Origin of the sequence: Acetobacter malorum (assembly GCF_001580615.1) — a bacterium.
In the GTDB taxonomy this organism is placed as follows: domain Bacteria; phylum Pseudomonadota; class Alphaproteobacteria; order Acetobacterales; family Acetobacteraceae; genus Acetobacter; species Acetobacter malorum.
Genome location: NZ_LHZC01000051.1, coordinates 50437 through 66794, shown reverse-complemented (window position 1 = coordinate 66794; position 16358 = coordinate 50437). Strand labels below are relative to the sequence as shown.

14 protein-coding genes, 1 tRNA gene and 2 pseudogenes are annotated in these 16358 nt (G+C 53.0%); 11 read left to right on the top strand and 6 right to left on the bottom strand.

Going from position 1 to position 16358, the window contains the following annotated elements; translation table 11 throughout:
- Positions 1–265 precede the first annotated feature (265 nt).
- The 4 genes and pseudogenes from AD930_RS09525 (at position 266) to AD930_RS17420 (ending at position 3721) form a co-directional block, all read left to right on the top strand.
- On the top strand, positions 266–1228 hold the full coding sequence (locus tag AD930_RS09525; protein WP_061506047.1) for a purine-nucleoside phosphorylase: 963 nt from the start codon (positions 266–268) through the stop codon (positions 1226–1228).
- 121 nt (positions 1229–1349) lie between these two features.
- Positions 1350–2057 (top strand): amidohydrolase family protein, encoded by a 708-nt coding sequence (locus AD930_RS18475; RefSeq protein ID WP_306308845.1) that lies wholly within the window; start codon positions 1350–1352, stop codon positions 2055–2057.
- Between the two features lie 18 nt (positions 2058–2075).
- Positions 2076–2870, top strand: a pseudogene (locus AD930_RS18470) (adenosine deaminase); the annotation flags it as partial.
- A gap of 133 nt (positions 2871–3003) precedes the next feature.
- Positions 3004–3721, top strand: a pseudogene (locus AD930_RS17420) (IS5 family transposase).
- A 356-nt stretch (positions 3722–4077) separates the two neighbouring features.
- Here the strand turns inward: AD930_RS17420 and AD930_RS09505 are convergent.
- Positions 4078–4962 carry an oxidoreductase gene (locus AD930_RS09505; RefSeq protein ID WP_208598597.1) on the bottom strand — a complete coding sequence of 295 codons (885 nt, stop codon included), beginning with the start codon at positions 4960–4962 and terminating at the stop codon, positions 4078–4080.
- 72 nt (positions 4963–5034) lie between these two features.
- Here AD930_RS09505 and AD930_RS09500 point away from each other — a divergent pair, with 72 nt between their 5' ends.
- On the top strand, positions 5035–5955 hold the full coding sequence (locus AD930_RS09500) for a MurR/RpiR family transcriptional regulator (RefSeq protein WP_208598596.1): 921 nt from the start codon (positions 5035–5037) through the stop codon (positions 5953–5955).
- Complete coding sequence (locus AD930_RS09495; protein WP_061506043.1) at positions 5955–6815, top strand: DMT family transporter; 861 nt, start codon at positions 5955–5957, stop codon at positions 6813–6815. Before AD930_RS09500 ends, AD930_RS09495 begins: the two co-directional genes overlap by 1 nt.
- 55 nt (positions 6816–6870) lie before the next feature.
- Here the strand turns inward: AD930_RS09495 and AD930_RS17830 are convergent, their stop codons facing one another.
- Together AD930_RS17830 and AD930_RS17825 are read right to left on the bottom strand one after the other, a co-directional pair.
- The gene (locus tag AD930_RS17830) at positions 6871–7185 is read right to left on the bottom strand and encodes a hypothetical protein (RefSeq protein WP_156476969.1); all 315 of its coding nucleotides are present in this window, start codon (positions 7183–7185) and stop codon (positions 6871–6873) included.
- Positions 7186–7556: 371 nt separating this feature from the next.
- Positions 7557–7624: transfer RNA gene (locus AD930_RS17825), tRNA-Glu, on the bottom strand.
- 592 nt (positions 7625–8216) lie between these two features.
- On the opposite strand from AD930_RS17825, the gene AD930_RS09485 reads away from it, so the two are divergent.
- Both AD930_RS09485 and AD930_RS09480 read left to right on the top strand, forming a co-directional pair.
- Positions 8217–8444, top strand: coding sequence for an AbrB/MazE/SpoVT family DNA-binding domain-containing protein (locus AD930_RS09485; RefSeq protein WP_025826032.1), 228 nt, complete (start codon positions 8217–8219; stop codon positions 8442–8444).
- Positions 8444–8842, top strand: a complete 399-nt coding sequence (locus AD930_RS09480; protein WP_061506041.1) for a type II toxin-antitoxin system death-on-curing family toxin — start codon at positions 8444–8446, stop codon at positions 8840–8842. The genes AD930_RS09485 and AD930_RS09480 overlap by 1 nt, the downstream gene beginning before the upstream one ends.
- 269 nt (positions 8843–9111) lie before the next feature.
- Here AD930_RS09480 and AD930_RS09475 read toward each other — a convergent pair whose 3' ends face one another.
- The 3 genes from AD930_RS09475 to AD930_RS09465 form a co-directional block, all read right to left on the bottom strand.
- Positions 9112–10530: a DUF6602 domain-containing protein gene (locus AD930_RS09475; protein ID WP_156476968.1), complete on the bottom strand. Its 1419-nt coding sequence runs from the start codon at positions 10528–10530 to the stop codon at positions 9112–9114.
- A 272-nt stretch (positions 10531–10802) separates the two neighbouring features.
- Positions 10803–12176, bottom strand: a complete 1374-nt coding sequence (locus tag AD930_RS09470; RefSeq protein ID WP_061506039.1) for a DUF6538 domain-containing protein — start codon at positions 12174–12176, stop codon at positions 10803–10805.
- 484 nt (positions 12177–12660) lie between these two features.
- Positions 12661–14082, bottom strand: a complete 1422-nt coding sequence (locus AD930_RS09465) for a hypothetical protein (protein WP_156476967.1) — start codon at positions 14080–14082, stop codon at positions 12661–12663.
- Positions 14083–14461: 379 nt separating this feature from the next.
- On the opposite strand from AD930_RS09465, the gene AD930_RS09460 reads away from it, so the two are divergent.
- The 3 genes from AD930_RS09460 to AD930_RS09450 all read left to right on the top strand — a co-directional run bounded on the left by AD930_RS09460 (position 14462) and on the right by AD930_RS09450 (position 15744).
- Complete coding sequence (locus tag AD930_RS09460) at positions 14462–14899, top strand: hypothetical protein (protein ID WP_208598595.1); 438 nt, start codon at positions 14462–14464, stop codon at positions 14897–14899.
- An 86-nt stretch (positions 14900–14985) separates the two neighbouring features.
- Positions 14986–15255 (top strand): hypothetical protein, encoded by a 270-nt coding sequence (locus tag AD930_RS09455; RefSeq protein WP_061506037.1) that lies wholly within the window; start codon positions 14986–14988, stop codon positions 15253–15255.
- A 93-nt stretch (positions 15256–15348) separates the two neighbouring features.
- Complete coding sequence (locus AD930_RS09450) at positions 15349–15744, top strand: hypothetical protein (RefSeq protein ID WP_061506036.1); 396 nt, start codon at positions 15349–15351, stop codon at positions 15742–15744.
- Positions 15745–16358: the final 614 nt, after the last annotated feature.

Genomic DNA, 16358 nt, shown 5'->3' with positions numbered 1-16358 from the left:
AATAATCATCTCAATTACAAATAAATAATGAAACATGAATAATTTGCATGGTAATTTGTTTGTACGAATTTCTGTCATTGAGACTATAAAGCTTCAGTGATAAGGCTAATGATATAATTATATCAATGGGAATGTAAAAATGTCGTCTCCATCTAAATCAATAAAAAGATTTAGTCCTATAGTAGCAGCCGTTTTTTGCGTTGCCGCGTCATCCACGCTTGCGCAGGCCCGTCCGACAGAAAAACCGTGGGACATACGAGCTGTTGTGCTGACAACTTATGAAATCGGTGAAGATACCGGTGATCGTGCCGGAGAATTTCAGCCGTGGATTGAAGGTGAGCACCTTACTGAAAAAGTACCGTTCCCACTGGGTATTCATCCCATGTACACGGATGCAGAGCACCATCTGCTGGTTGTGATCACGGGGACCCCGATCGCGCCGGCCACGACGTCCGTCACGGCATTGGCGACAGACCCCCGTTTTGACCTGCGGCATGCTTACTGGATGGTGGATGGCATCTCCGGGTTTGATCCGACGGTTGCCTCGGTCGGGTCCGTTTCCATTGCCGATTACGTTGTGGGAGATATCACGCGCTATATCGACAAGCGGGAAGCTCCGAAGGAATGGCCATATGGTTACTTCATGATTACCGCGCAGAAGCCCAACCAGTATGCCCTTTCGGGTGGGGATGCCCCTGATGGCAGCATACAGCACAATAATGCATTCGCGCTTAACTCCTCACTGGTAAGCTGGGCTTATGGCCTGACGCATGCGATCCCTCTGTCCGACCCACCGCAACTTGAGGCCCAGCGCAAACTTTATAAGGCAACAGACAAGGCGGCAGGACATCCCGCCGTGGTGACCGGTGGTGATTTCGGATCCGACACGTTCTGGCACGGGAAGATCATGACAGGCTTTGCGCGGGACTGGGTCAGGCTTCTCACGCAGGGAAAAACTCATTTTGTCTCCAGTGACATGGAAGATTCCGGTATTCTGGAGGCTCTGACACGCCTGGGGCAAGCAGGCAAAGTGGATGCAAACCGGGTGCTCGTCCTGCGGAGTGCATCGAATTATACGGAACAGCCCCGCAAGATGACCGCCGTTCAGTCAATGAATAGTGGATACGATGGTGAAATCGTTGCGCTGACAAATGGCTACCGTGTTGGTTCCACCATTATTCATGAACTGCTTCGGAACTGGAATACGTACGGTCCTCAAACGCCCTGAGGCAGTTACGTCAAATTTTGCATCTAAAGGGATATCGGCAGGCAGATTAGATGAGTGGCCTGCCGTATATGTCCCTCTTACCTGCGGGTCTGTGTCAATTTTTCTTCGTCGATGGTGACTTATGCGTTTTCGCTCCCTTTTTCTGATTTGTGCTGCTCTGTTTATGCCTGTTTACGTCTGTCAGGCGCAGACGACGGATGAACAGAAAACGGCCCATATTTTTTCCACCCTGCAGTCTGACCCTGTGCGTCTGCCGCTGTTCATGCGTCAGTTTCCCAAGGGTGCGGATCTGCATAACCACCTGGTTGGTGCGATTTATGCCGAAAGCTACCTGAAATGGGCTGCGCAGGATGGGTTGTGTGTAACGGTTGCAAATGGCCAGATCCTGCCTCATGGTTGCACCGATCATGACAAAGGAGGCAGGTCTGCTGCCACGCTGCCCGCAGATGTAGATGCGGAAAACAGCATGATCGATGCTTTGTCGATGCGTGATTTCGTTCCCACGGCAAAAGATCGGTCGGGGCATGACCATTTCTTCGCAGCGTTCCGCGGGTTTGATGCACTGACACGTACCCATGCAGGCGATAGTCTGGCAGAAGCACGGGAACGTGCTGCCCTTGACCATGTGCATTATATTGAACTGATGGTTTCACCGGGACTGGGCGGTATGATCGCCGCAGGGAATACGCATCCCCTCAAGGGCGAGGATTATGCTCAGGCGGAACAGTCCCTTCGCCCGCTTCTGCCCCGACTAGTGGCGGATGCCCGGCGCGAAACCGACGAGATGGAGCAGCAAGCCCAGCGCACCTTGCAGTGCGGGACGCCGTAGGCCCATGCAGGCTGTGGGGTAAAGGTGCATTATTTGTACCAAACCCTGCGTATCGTGCAGCCCTCTGCCGTGTTCGCACAGCTTTACGCGGGATATGAGGTGGTGCGCGCCGACCCGCGTTTTGTCGGGGTGAATATTGTCTGTCCCGAAGATGATGCCACCTCCATGCGCGATTATGACCAGCATATGCGTATGTTCGAGGCGCTGAACGCCCGGTATCCCGATGTCAGGCTTAGCCTGCATGCGGGTGAACTAACTCCCGGTCTTGTTCCGCCTGAAGGGCTCGATCACCATATTCGCGGGGCAGTGGAAGTGGCGAACGCGCGCCGCATCGGGCACGGCGTTGATATCGAATGGGAACGTGACCCTGCAGGGCTTTTAGCGGAAATGGCCCGTAAGAAAGTCATGGTTGAAATCAACCTGACGAGTAATGATGTGATTTTGAATGTGAAAGGAAAGTCTCATCCCTTAGCCCTTTACCGGCGGGCAGGGGTGCCAGTAGCTCTTTCCACTGATGACGAAGGTGTCTCGCGCGGCGATCTTACGCAGGAATACCTGCGTGCGGTGACCACATGGCCGCTCAGCTATCAGGATATAAAAGAACTGTCGCGTAATGGGCTGACTTATTCTTTCATACCCGGTGAGAGCCTGTGGGCAGACGGGCATGTCGTCCCTGCGTGTCAGGATATGACGAGTAAAAGTTGTCACGACTTTGTCGCGCGAAGTGAGAAAGCCGGGTTACAGATTGAACTGGAAAATAAATTCATCCAGTTTGAAGCTATGGTTGTTCATAATCCGCTTCTGGCTGACTAGGGCGTGTCGTCAGTTAAGCGGAAGGATTATGTCGCTTGTACTCCCGTCTGATCTGTGATGCTTATTTCCTGTTTTGGGAACGGGAAGAATGTGTATGCGACGGTATGGTTTGAACGATGGTTAGTGGGAGCGGATAAAAAATCTTCTCTCGGGTCGCGAAGGGCATGTCGGTAGGACAGCTACGGATACCGTCGGTTTATCGAAGTCGTGCTGTATCGTTATCGCGCAGGCATTCCTTGGCGTGACCTGCCTGTCCGGTTCGGGGACTGGAAGAACGTGCACCGACGGCTGCGTCGCTGGTGTGAAAGCGGTGTGATTCAACGGATTTTCCGGCATCTGGCAGCTGACCATGACAACGAATACATGATGATCGACAGCACGATTGTCCGCGCTCACCAGCACAGTGCGGGTACCCGTAAAAAAGGGGCGCGTATCAGGCCATCGGGCGGTCCCGTGGCGGACTGACTTCAAAAATCCATGCCATTGTCGATGCTGCGGGAAAGGCTGTAGCTCTTTCCCTGACACCCGGGCAAAGGGCGGACATCACTGAAGCAGAGCCATTGCTCGATGAAATCGATCCTGAGGTCTACATCGCCGCCGACAGGGCTTACGACGCCGCTCCCCTCATCGAAAAGCTTGAAGAGCGGGAGATCACGCCGGTTATCCCCTCAAAGAAAAACCGTATCTGTCCACGAAAAACCCGTTTTTCAATTTATAAAAAACGAAACATCATCGAACGGTTCTTCGCCAGACTGAAGTGGTTCAGAGGCATTGCAACACGCTATGACAAGCTGAAATCAACCTTCATCGCAGCAGTGCAACTCGTCTCCGCTGTCATCGGAGCTAACTGACGGCATGCCCTAGGAAACCGGGCATCAAGACGAGCGTGTGGTTCCTCGGTGAGCCTGCTGATTGAATTAAAACTCGCTGGAGAAATATCCATATCGCTGGCACCCAAAAGGCGGCCGCACTTACTTATCCCCAAAATGCCTGTGGGGTGAATGATTTTCGCCTAATATTGTGCGATTCTCTTTCTTCATCAAGAAGGTCAGCGTCGCCGCATAGCAGCGTAAGACAGAGCATCTCCCGCTCGGTTTCAACGCAAGGCGAAAGTCATCACGCAGCCCCAGTTGTCATCATCCATTGCCCTCAAAATCGGGTCGCAGGGATTTCAACAATAATTCCTTCGACCTTTTCAGCCATGGAGTTAGCCTAGACCATCGCTAGCGGCTGCAAGGAGTGGCACAATGACATCGCTGATCGGCGTTGGGATGCCGTGGGCGCGACCTCGACGTAGGACGACGCCGTTGCGGATATCCCATTCAAGGGGTCGACCCGCTTCACGGTCCGTAAGAATGGAAGTGCCCATGTCAGCAGGAGATGTCAGAAACTTGTCGAGGATAGTCTGCGGAATCTCGTCACCCAGTTCAGCGCCCTCGGCGCGAGCCACGGCCAGACATTCTTGCAGATAAGTGAGTGTAAGTCCGGCGATGTCAGGCCGGCCGAACATGCCTGAGCGGCGCTGCGTAAGCGCCATGAGGCCGGCTGCCGCGTTCTGCAGTAGTTTGCGCCAGGCCTGCGAGAGGAAGTCCCCGGCCAATTCTACGGAACAGCGGGAGCCCTGCAACGCCTCGACAACGATGTGTGAAGCCGACATGTCTGGCAGGGTAAGACGCACATCCCCACGCAAGCGCACAGAGCCATCGGACTGCGCCTGAACAGGAAACCACACAACGGCAGGGATGACCTGACCATGCGGACAGTGTGGCCCTACGCGCTCCACCTGTTCCACACCGTTTTGCAGCACGCATACGACGGTCCTCGGGCGACACAGTACTGACAGCCATTCCGCCGCCGCCTCGATTTGTGTGTCCTTCACAGCAAGGAAGACGAGGTCAGCGCTCCGATCTATTTGTCGGGGATCAGTCCTTACCGGTCCGGGAACGGTGATGAGACGATCGTTATCCTGCAGAGTCAGATGCTCGCGCGGTGTGCGGCCACATAACACCGGAATGTGACCAGCTTCGTACAGCGCCGCCGCAATCACGGTGCCGATTGCGCCGGGGCCTACGACAGCGACAGTGGTACTCATATCCTTATTCATGAAAACGGCCTCCCTGGTGAAATCTTCGGCTCACATGCAGCGCATAGACTCACATGACGCTTGTGCGCTCGATACGCTCTTTGTAATATATTACACATGATGAAAGATAATTGTAATGGAATTTCAGATTCTGAAGGGCGGCTTGGCCAATGGCTTGGCGGCATTCAGGCACGCACCGGCAACCTCGCTGCCAGCGAGGAGAAGGTGATCGCACTCCTGCTCACCGATCCCTTGTTCGTCGGCACCAGCACGACTGCGCAGGTAGCCGCCCGAGCTGGCGTCTCAGCACCAAGCGTGATCCGCGCCGCGCGTGCGATTGGGTTTAGTGGCTTTACTGAACTCAAGATTGAGATTGCTCGTGCCCGTGGCACTGCCGAATTCTTCGCACCTTCTGAAACACTCACGGCGGATGCGACTACCGCCACCGTGCTAGAAACATCCATTCGTGCGGGCACCGACGCTCTGACGGCGCTCAGCGGAGCAGTGGACATCACTGCGCTCGACAGGGCCGTTGCCTCTATCCAGGGTGCCCGCCAAGTGATCGCCTTCGGCGCGGGTCCGTCAGCGACGGTTGCCGCCGACGCGGTGTTCCGCCTGCGCGCACTGGGCGTAACGACCATTAGCATCCCGGATTACTTGTCGGCGATGATCGCCACGCGCCTGCTTGGCCCGGACGACGTCGTCATAGCTGTCAGTTCGACGGGTCGTACGCCAACGACGCTGGCTGTCGCCGACGCAGCGGCTGCCGCAGGAGCGTCGCTCATCGCGGTCACCAATCAGTATTGCACACCCCTGGCCGCTCTTGCGGATATTGCACTGGTCGTCGGTGGCGCACCACTGCCGGCACAGATGGCCGCCGCTGGCAGCCGACTGGCCCAACTCGTCGTTATTGATGCACTGGCCGCCGCTCTGGCCTTACGCGACCCGGAACGTAGCCGACGGGCGGAACGAGCCGGCATCGACCTGCCCGATCTTGCCTGATGCAGCCGGGCACGGTTGAAATAGTCCTCGTCGCGGCGGTGGCCCATGCGATATGGAACCTGGCTTCGAAATACAAGCGCGGTGATACCCTACTGTTCGTCTGGGCCTATACCGGCACCTCGGCGCTGCTGTGTGTGCCACTCTGCGTCACGCCTGTCATCACGGGGCAACAGGTGCTCGACTGGCCGCTTGCCTTAGGCGCGGCCGTCTCGGCAGTGCTCCATATCGCATACTCTCTGATTTTACAGGTCGGATATGACCGCGCAGAACTGGGCGTGGTCTATCCGGTAGCACGCGGCACGGGACCATTGCTGACGATGCTCTTCGCGGTTCTCCTGCTGGGAGAACGCCTTACTGCACTCGCGATGCTCGGCGCTTTCCTGATTATAGCAGGAATTCTCGTTGTCACAGGTAATCCGTTCAGGCGCGCACGTCACCACCCGCTTCAGGGGGTATTATGGGGGGCTGCGACAGGCGCCACCATTGCAGGCTATACTCTCTGGGACAGTTATTCACTGACTTCGCTGCATCTCGCACCGGTAAGTTACTACACAGGCACGCTGTTGCTACAGGGCGTATTGCTAACGCCGAGCGCGCTGCGTCGGGGGCATCAGATCCCGAGTACTATTCGCACAAACGCCACGCCAATCCTTATTGTCGCCGTGCTTTCCCCGTTGGCCTATATCCTCGTACTCAGCGCCATGCAGGTGGCGCCAGTGGCGCTCGTTGCGCCCCTGCGTGAATCCTCTATCGTTATAGGCTCTCTTCTGGCATGCATGCTCTTTCACGAGGGCCATCTCGCACGCCGGATCGCGGGCGCTGCCGTCGTTCTGATCGGGATCATAGCGGTCGGTCTTTGATGCCTTCACCGATGGCTTACGATTCTACAGCAGCAGAAATTGCCTCGACAGGTTTTTATATTTCACGTTCTGCAATCAAAATATTTAATAAATCTTCGTGACGAAATACGTTCGCTCGCACGGTTTTCCAGACAACAAACCCGTCGGCGCGGACAAGCACCGCTCCTGTCTCTGAGACCCCATAAGCAGCAGGGAAAGCACACTTGGGATATTGTAGGTCACGCCCGACAACAAGACACTGCACCGGCAATCCGTGAAGGCGACATGACGCCTCTGTCGCTGAGAATTTTGATAATCTTACCGGAAAAATTGTTGTTTCACGCAGGATTGCAGGAATGTGCCCGATCCGGTCGGCTTTCCGATTGGCCATGCACTCGTCGCGATACCGTTCAACAAGTGTGCCAATCGTCATCTTGTCGAGAGGGCGCGTATCTGTGAACTGGCCAAGCTCTGTCTGGGCAGCCGTTTCATTCAGCTAGCGTCGGGCTTGTGCCGCGGTGGAGAAAGTCTGCTGCACTCGACGTCCATCGACTACCTTACGGGTCATGTATTGCTTTGGGCCACGATAGTTTACACCGCGAGGTAAAGGCTTCCTGGGGCGGGGTCCGTGCGCCCGCTCATGATATCACCTGCTGGCGTGTTGATTTCTTCCACCATGAGAGGACACTATGACGTGCCTCGCGATGGTGCAAAAACCCATATTTTTTGGAAGAATTTGGCCAAAAAAGCCAATTAAATCAGTGGTGTCCCGTACGGGATTCGAACCCGTGTTGCCGCCGTGAGAGGGCAAAAATAGACCGTGGTCATCTGGGGGATCCTGTCATAACTATATGAAAAACAGATACATTTATGTCATCCAATCTCACGGCTTGTCACCCTAAATCTTCCTTATTGTGGTGCAAAAATGGTGCATGGTTTTCTGTCAGCTGTATTCAGTGTTTCGTATAGAGGGCATATGCGCGACTAATTCTCGGGAGATTGCTTGACGTAATATCTGCGAAAGTTACGTAGTCCGACCGTAAGCGCACGAGATGTCTGAAGTTTATAGTGCGGTCGCAAGTCTAAAAAGTTCTCTGATTGGGAAGACGACCATGTAGAAATTCATATTTCATATTTTTTGTGATTTTCAATAAAATCAGTGCCTTAGATATTGCGAACTGCGGGACTCGAACCCGCTCGTCTTGGCCGCAACCAGTCAGACAACCCATTGAAATAGAACGATAATTTCAGAAGAAATCATCCTTCACATGGTGACTGCGGGTTCACTGTGCGGGCAAACCCGTGGGGCAGTCAAGACAGTGGCGCAGAGTTTAATTCAGCAGACTGCTTATAAGTGTTTCGTTGTTGAATAGCGCCAATAGCCTCTGCTATGTAATACGGATTGTATTACGGAGATGTGTCATGGAAACAGTTGTTGTGCGGAAACAGGGAAACTCTATCGGAATTACCCTTCCTGCTGAAACACGTATTCGGCTGGGTCTGGAAGTAGGGCAGGAACTCACGCTTGTTGAGATGGCCGATGGCATCAAGCTGGTAAAGCGTAATTTGAAGTTGGAACGTCAGATGCAAATGGCGCGTGAGACGCTTCGAGAGCAGGCTGATGTGCTTCAGGAACTGGCTAAGCGGTAATGACGGAGAAGCCAGAGTTTCTTGAACCTGATGTGGTGCTGTTTATGCATGACCAGGCACTCAGGGAATATGGAGGAACGCAAGGTGTCAAAAGCGAAGACTTGTTGCATAGCGCGTTAGCGCGGCCAGAAAATCGTTGGCATTATGCGGAGAGTGAAGCGCCTGATATGGCTACTTTGGCGGCAGCCTATGCTTACGGTATAGCCCGCAATCATCCTTTTAATGATGCAAACAAGCGGACGGCCTGGAGTTGCTGCGTACTGTTTCTGAGAGTGAATGGGGTGCGTATTCAGGTCCATGCCCCAGAGGCGGTAGAGGTTATGGTGACACTTGCTTCAGGTGGTATGGAAGAGGAGGCATTTGCCGTCTGGTTACGACAGCATTTCGTTTGTCATTAAAGTTTCCTCTGCAAATTGGGGCGCAATATTTAGGATAGCCAGCCGTGCAAACCAGCGGACACGTTGTGTCGCGATGGTTTGCAAACTGGTCAGGGTGAGAGCAAAGCTCTCCCCCGTGAACCCCCTCTTTAAGTTAGATTTTGGGAGATTCCGGCCTGTCGGCTTTCAGGTTTGGCAGAGTTAAAGCCGATATTCATCTAGCGCGGCAGCACTGCGTTCCCTTCGGTTGGAGTGCAGTGGCTCGCCAAATGCGAGTTAGAGCACTACGGTCATGTTTTGGTTGATGCCTTTTTCGGTGAAGCTTCTTTCTTCACAGTCTGTGTATTCCCAGTAATGCTCTTTCGACGTATCCTGACCTTTTTCGGCTGCGCATCACGTCCCGCTTTTTTCATAATACCCACCAAACATTGCGGGCAAATTGATACAATTAATTCGGAGATTGTGTAGTGATATGGTATCCAGATATTCATATTGTCGCTGATTATCCAATCATAAGCTAGCGATTTAATCTGTTGGCCATCCAATGTATCGTCCTGCACCAATATCTCAGATAATGGAAGATTGTCTGGATTATATATATGCACGTCCATCGGCTGACGCGCATACGCGGCCTCGTCTTCTGGCTGATTATACGCAATATTATGCGCCTTGATCCAATTAATTGGCGTTGTTGTTTGACACCAATTAATCACTTTCTCCAATTTTTCTGGCTCGATCTTTCTTGCGTAATCACCATGTTTTTCGCATCTGCCCATCTCGGAGAAATGCATCATATAATAACTATAGGAATATTTTCCGGCAGTTAATGGCAGTCGATAGTATTGACGCCATTCCGCCGGATATATTGTAGTACTTCGCAGGAGGGTGAGTAAAACATCATAAAAAGCGTATAGTGCGGTGCCCTGCCGGTCGGGCATACCATGTATCTGCAGTTCTTCGATTGCCTCTATGTGACTATTTAGAGCGGAACTCATCGTGCTGGACCCATGAACGAACCATCCCCGATTTAGAATGCAGATTGCATTTGCCCACTCTGTTTGAGGGTGCAGTTGCGCAAAGCTCTCAATTTCCTGATATATTTCTTGCCATTTTAGGTCACTGTCATAGGCAAATAGAATCCCGAAACCACGCCTTTCTTTTGGCGCACCCAAAATGTTTCCTCCCTGGTCGCCTATTTGCCGGTCGAGCCGTTTGAACGATGCCAAGTTGGCAAGGCCATTTCTAATCTCTTCCCGGTTCAAACGTGATTTTACCTGGATGACGCCATAAACACTCTCGATAGGAAGAACTTCAAAAATATCCTCTCGATTCATAAGTGACAGGGAATCTTCAGCATCATATAAAGCGATATCAATCTCGTTGCTGAGATGTCCTGTAGGGGATGCCACTCGAATGCTGCTGCTCGAAACTGTATAACGTTTTGGTAGAAATCCACTTGTTGTAAGAAAATTTCTCAGAATTTTCTCGCGAACATTACCGACATCGCGAGGATGCTTAATGTCTTTAGACTTAGAAAAATCCACAATCATCTGCTCCTGATGATAGCGGAATTCTCGCTCTAGTCCGTGAAATTCCCGATCTTTAGATCGCAGTGCAATAGAGCGTTCTGTCTGTTCTTTTAAGCTTTCCCGAAGTCGCTCTTCGCGGGTTTCAAAATCGTCGTTTGTATTTTTTGCTCGTCTAGTCACGCTTTACTGCCTCTTATGCTTTATCAATTCCCGATAAATTAGCGGCCCCAACGATGTTGTAAAGCTCCGTTCTCTGAGCGATTTACCTCTTTTGCGGACCGCTTAAATGACTGCTTTCGTGATAGGCAGCCCCACACATCAATGGCTTGGTTGAAAGCGTAAGCGGTCATTAAATGAAACCTTATTTTTCTGCGCTTTAAGGGGTCAACGGGGGAAGTATTCCCCCTTGCCAGATGCTCAATGGGTAGCCATTGGGCACTGCTGGCTCCCTTTTAAAACGTTCCCTTTTTGAAGGCTGTTTCCGGGTAGCTTATGGCCTCTATGGTTTGCCTGAGATTGGCTGTTGAGATTCCGGTCAGATAGGTGGTTGTCCCTTGGCTCTTATGGGTGGCTTCATGACCCAGCAGGCGGTCAATCCAGACCTCCCGGATATTGGCATCTGCGTTTCTGAGCTGGGTCGAGACTGTGTGCCGGAACGAATGGAAGGTGATTTCAGCGGGGAGACCGATACGGGTCTTGAGCAACGAGAAAGCTCGTCCCAGTGTTGCGCCCCTGACACCCTGTTTCGAGGTTTCCAGACCGGGAATGAGGTAAGGGCCGTCAGTGGTATCCTTAAGGGCCAGAACTCGCGCTTCAATCAGTTTTGGGTGGACAGGCACCACGCGAGTGCTGGCGTCTGTTTTTGGTGTCCATCCGTCATCAGAATGTGGTCTGACCAAAAAGCAGGGGATACCGTCAACGGTCTGGAGGTCTTCTTTGCGCAGGGTACAGGTTTCACCCAGCCTCATGCCCGAATAGGCTGCAATAAGGGTGACCAGTCGGAAGGTCTGTTCTGGCACGGACTTGCTATGCCATGACGCAGAAGCCAGCAAAGCCAGTTCTTTTACCGTCCAGCTTCTTCTGACGGTCTTCTGTCCATTCTCGAAATTCCAGCCAGTCCATGGGTTGCGTGCGACCAGTTCCCGCTGGTGTAACTGGTTCCAAAGCGCAGAGAGGCGCATCATGTGGTTCTTGACGCTTTTCCCGCTCAGGGTCGGCAGACCTCCCTCTTTGGCCCTCTGAGCCTCTTCTTCAAGGGTAAGGCTGCTTTTGCGTTTACCCAGTGAGGCTGGCAGGGAAAACAGCAGGTCACGGAAGACTCCGGCCTTCTCGCCACCAATAATGGACACAGGCGCATCTCCGAAAGCTTGCAGGAAGAGGTCTACAGCTCGTTGTGTGGCTTTCTTGGTGTCAGCACTGGCATGGGGATTGTCCAGCACGAAGCGTTTTAAGGCACCCGACAGCATCAAGGGGGCAGCTTTGGGTGTTTTGGCTGGTTTCTTCACCGTTTGGGGTTTTGGCATCGGTGCTGACACCGGCACGGACCCCGTTTCCTGAGCAGATGAAGGTAGGTTCACGCTCTGCAAATCCCGCAGTGAAACCAGCAGTCCCTCAAGCCTGCTTAAGGCGTCTGGCTCAGCCAGTGTGGAATGCGCTTGCATGAACAGTTCTGTGGTTCTGGCATGAAGCAGAGAAGCGCGTTTGCGGGCTTCATTCTGATAGCCGGTTTTCAGGGAAACCCAGATTTCCCGCCGGTTTAAGGCTGTTCGCAGGGCAGGGGGAACTATACGGCGGAAGTGGTAGGTAGTGCCTCGGACACGGAGCATAAAATCTTCCCTCAGTGGGGAAGGACGATGGAGCAAAGACAGCCTTTGCCCCTCATTCAGCCGAAAAATCGTGCTATTTCAGGTGTCTGTGGTGCGAACTGCGGGACTCGAACCCGCACTGACCCGCAAGGTCAGCTTCGCAACATCTTGAAAAGACAGCGGATAATGACACGCGGTCTTCTGGTTGAATTTTCTACTTCTGATTTTGGTTAAACACTCTGGTGGCGTCAAGCCAAAAGAGAGAAGGAACCATGTATGGCGTGAAGCTAACTTGTCAAAAAAGAGGAGAGAAAAGAGGAGAGCCAGTCGTGCAAACCAGCGGACACGTTGTGTCGCGATGGTTTGCAAACTGGTCAGGGGGAGAGCACTGCTCTCCCCCGTGAACCCCCTCTTGATGTCAGATTTGGGGGAGAGCGGAATGTCAGGTTACGGATACAAATATCAATAAATAGACATCTGTTCACGTTGAGCTGCGCTTTATTTGTTACCTTACTCGCCCTTGTTGTTTGGCTCTTTGACGTTCTAGCGCACGTCGTTGCTGGCGACTCATACCTTCAAATGCAGGGTCTGGTGGAAAGCTGGTCGCATGAACATGAAAGGGTATGGTTTTTAGTTTGAGTGGCTTTTGCAGGACATCAAAATTTTTGCGAGCCACGCTTAACTCTTCGATGTCTTTAGGTGTCCATTTTTGCTGAGGAATGGCAATAAGATCCTCGGATTCGCCTTCTTCAGATATCGCCATAACGGCGATCCCTACGCACAGTTTGATATCACAGTCGTCGTGCAGTGTAGCAAGGCAATACGTCTCCAGAATCATTGCCCTGACCCGTCGGTAGCTCTCTTGCTCCATTGAATTGGCACCGGCGAGGACCAGAAAGACATAAGCGACCTTTTCGTTTGTAGATCGATCACGCGTCACTGCGATACGGGTGAGCCGTCCCGCTTTCTGCTCTTCGAGCGCCTTGCGTGCGCCAATTATTGCGCTTGCAAGCGCACGCCGTTGGACTCGATCTTCTCTCGCCATGATACGCAGCCCACGTTCTGCAAGTTCAACGGTAGGATCTGTATCGAGGATACGAAATTGAGTGCCGTTTAACACGTGATGGGTGAAAAAGCCGATAAGCCGATCCCACTCATATGAGGTGCGGTTTGCCGCCTCGCGTCGTTGATATTCGGGGGAGTGGACGAGACAGGCATATTCGCCCTGTACAAACGCGATGGCCATGTCAGAGTCGAATTTGGCACCTCGCACATCTGATGTCATAGGGAAACGATGTTCTCCGTCCGGCCCTATCGTCTGCAGGTAATTGGCCACCATCTCTGTTTCACTTGGGGAAAATGATAATCTGCCTGATCGGATGATATCTGCTCTAGCGTTAAGATATTTTGTGAAATCGGTTATTGTATCGAATTCTGACATGACAACATCGAGCGTTGCCATATTGAATACATGGACAAACGGACCATCTGGATCGACGTCACCAATGCAAAACGGCATATGATGTGGGCGAGTAAAGTCGACATGATCTTTCCCGCGGAGAAAAGGCATAATCATGAATGTCCCATCTGGATCGTCAAAATAGGACGACGCCGCCTGCTCCCCTCCTGTAGTCACGCAGATCCCATGGACTCGTCTACGGTCAATTGGCGGCAGTTCAATCGGAATCCGATGCTCACATTTTGCATCTGCAAAAATCGCCTGAGGATTTTTTCTTATAGAAGTATCAGCTTTCCGGATTTTCTTAACAGATTCCTCAATCGCGCGATTATACCATCGCTTCCATGCTAATTCTGAGATATTATCGGTTGATTCTGGCCATGTGATATTCTTGTCACTGAATATTATTATGTCATCACCACAAACCACGAAAAGATCGCATAACTCTTTCCCGGGTTTTCTAAACACGTTTGGCCAAGACCAGAGGTCGAGAAACGTATCGTCTGCAATTTTGCTAAGATATTGCTCGGTTGAGGTGAGGCCTGTGGCTTTCTTGATTACTGAAATGGCGAAATACTCCTTCTGTAGTTGTTATAAATATAATAATTACATTGATATTATATCTAGATTTATTTCCAACTGTGAGCCTCAAGTCATGAGTTAAATCATCAAAGAATAAAATTATTGACAAAAAATTCTCTGAGCAAGGTTTTTCTATTTTCTCGCCGAATGCGGACCAACGTCCTATTCAGGTTCCACTGCTACGCGATAAACGGCGAAGCATAGTCCGCTTTACGAAGATGTAATTAGCCTATTCGTTTGCGTCAACGGTGGCACGGATGAGGATGTGGCTCAGGCCATCCTGCGCAAGAAGCCGCCGGGATGTGGGTATACGGGCACAACATCCGTCACAGTGACAGATACCAACAGCGGCTACAGCACTGCGCCGAGCTACACCGTCCAGTTTACGCGCGCCACCCCAGCGCCGGTCTATATATCCGTGAGCCTGCAAAGCTCCAGCGCAGTGCCGTCTACGGCAGCAACGGAGATCCAGACCGCTATTCTGGCGGCGTTCAATGGTCAGGATGGAGGCGGCCGGGCCCGCATCGGCGGGAAGCTCTTCGCGAGCCGCTATTATTCAGCAGTAGCCGCGCTCGGGACATGGGTGCAGATCATCGAAATCACGATAGGGACCGCAGCCGAGCCGACCGACTTCACGGTGCAGATGCAAATCGACCAGATCCCCACACTCGACGCATCCAACATTGTCGTTACGGTGACATGATATGCAGGACTATGCAAAAACGGTCCTGTCTCAATACGCCAATTCTTCCCGCCTTCTGACGATCCTTGAGGGGTGGAATCAGGCGTTTGACCCGGCGGCTCAGCTACGACAACACGGACGCCAAAACCCGGATTGATACGCTGCTGGTGGACCTCAACAATGCGGCTGTAGCGCTACGGGCCGGGCTGGTCGCGGCGCAGCAGGCCGTCACCAGCAGCGTGGTGAACACGGCCATCACCACCTTCAATGCGCTGCTGACCGTGATCGACGCATTCGAGGGCATGCTTGGCATCAGCCTGACCAGTGTCAGCAGCACGGCAGAGGCTACGGCGCTCTCCACTCTGGCGGTAAAATGAGCGGCTTTGAATGCGGCCTGATCCTTGGGAGCCTCAGCACTTTGGTGCTGGGGTCTGGGCTGGCGGCGTTGCTGTCGTGGGGGAGGCGGCGCGATGATCCGTTTGGATAAGGCCGGCCTGCTGGCCGCCATCCTTCTCTCCGCCTGCTCCAGCCTGCCAACCCGTGCCAAACATGACCTGATCGGCATGGGCCGGGCGGACCTGATTGCCTGCGCCGGGGTGCCGGACAACCGGGAGACCCTGCCGGATGGTGAGGTGCTGGAATGGCGGCAGGACCAGCAGGTGCAGGGGCCGCTGACGATCAAGACTCCGCTCTCGTTTGAAATGGACCTTGGCGGCCATGGCACTTGCCATATGGTTGCAAGGATACGCGCCGGGGTTGTGTCTCAGGTGGAATACACCGGGCCGAGTGCTACGCTGGCCGGGCCATATGCGGCGTGTCGGTCTCTGGTTCTGGCGTGTGAGAAAAGGCCGCGAGTGGCGCAATAACTGAGTGCTGCTGGTTATCGCGCCTCGGCCATCTTATGGCGGGTAGAACTCTTGGGAAATACCAAATAGTTGACGGGCTTCCACCGTCGCGGCGGTATGTAAGACCCTCAGGGCCACTCCGCCTCTGCGCCGTGTGCACCCGACGACTTCCAGAGAGACCGATGCCGATGCCGAAGCAGAGCGGTTCGGGTCTGGCGCCCGTCAGTTGTCCGGAGTTTCCGGACAACTGAAACCTGTTGTTGCGGGCCGGGCTTGATACCGGCTCGTGATACGAACTCCCCGCCGTTCAATGGGGGCCGTGGCCTGATTTGGAGCGTAGCTCCGAACTGTCCCGTATTGCGTGTCCATCCACGCCGCCGCAGCCCCGTGAGCATAGTACGGGTTAGGGGTGGGGTACAAGATTTTCTTGATTGAGGAACGCTGTCATTGTGGTCCATGTGGACCGCTAAGCCATCTGTGGATAAACCAAAATTCCTTGGCATATCAATGGCGTCCCGTACGGGATTCGAACCCGTGTTGCCGCCGTGAGAGGGCGCTATATAGTTCAAGGAAACAGCCAGATAATCTTCTATATCATTGATATTAAGCTATTTCAGTTCATTTCACTTCATTCG

Coding starts and splice junctions, on each gene's coding strand:
- AD930_RS09450 (WP_061506036.1), top strand. CDS start 15,349: ATGATCCGTTTGGATAAGGCCGGCCTGCTGGCCGCCATCCTTCTCTCC.
- AD930_RS18475 (WP_306308845.1), top strand. CDS start 1,350: ATGCGTTTTCGCTCCCTTTTTCTGATTTGTGCTGCTCTGTTTATGCCT.
- AD930_RS09505 (WP_208598597.1), bottom strand. CDS start 4,962: ATGAGTACCACTGTCGCTGTCGTAGGCCCCGGCGCAATCGGCACCGTG.
- AD930_RS17830 (WP_156476969.1), bottom strand. CDS start 7,185: ATGGCCAATCGGAAAGCCGACCGGATCGGGCACATTCCTGCAATCCTG.
- AD930_RS09470 (WP_061506039.1), bottom strand. CDS start 12,176: ATGCTCCGTGTCCGAGGCACTACCTACCACTTCCGCCGTATAGTTCCC.
- AD930_RS09485 (WP_025826032.1), top strand. CDS start 8,217: ATGGAAACAGTTGTTGTGCGGAAACAGGGAAACTCTATCGGAATTACC.
- AD930_RS09480 (WP_061506041.1), top strand. CDS start 8,444: ATGACGGAGAAGCCAGAGTTTCTTGAACCTGATGTGGTGCTGTTTATG.
- AD930_RS09495 (WP_061506043.1), top strand. CDS start 5,955: ATGCAGCCGGGCACGGTTGAAATAGTCCTCGTCGCGGCGGTGGCCCAT.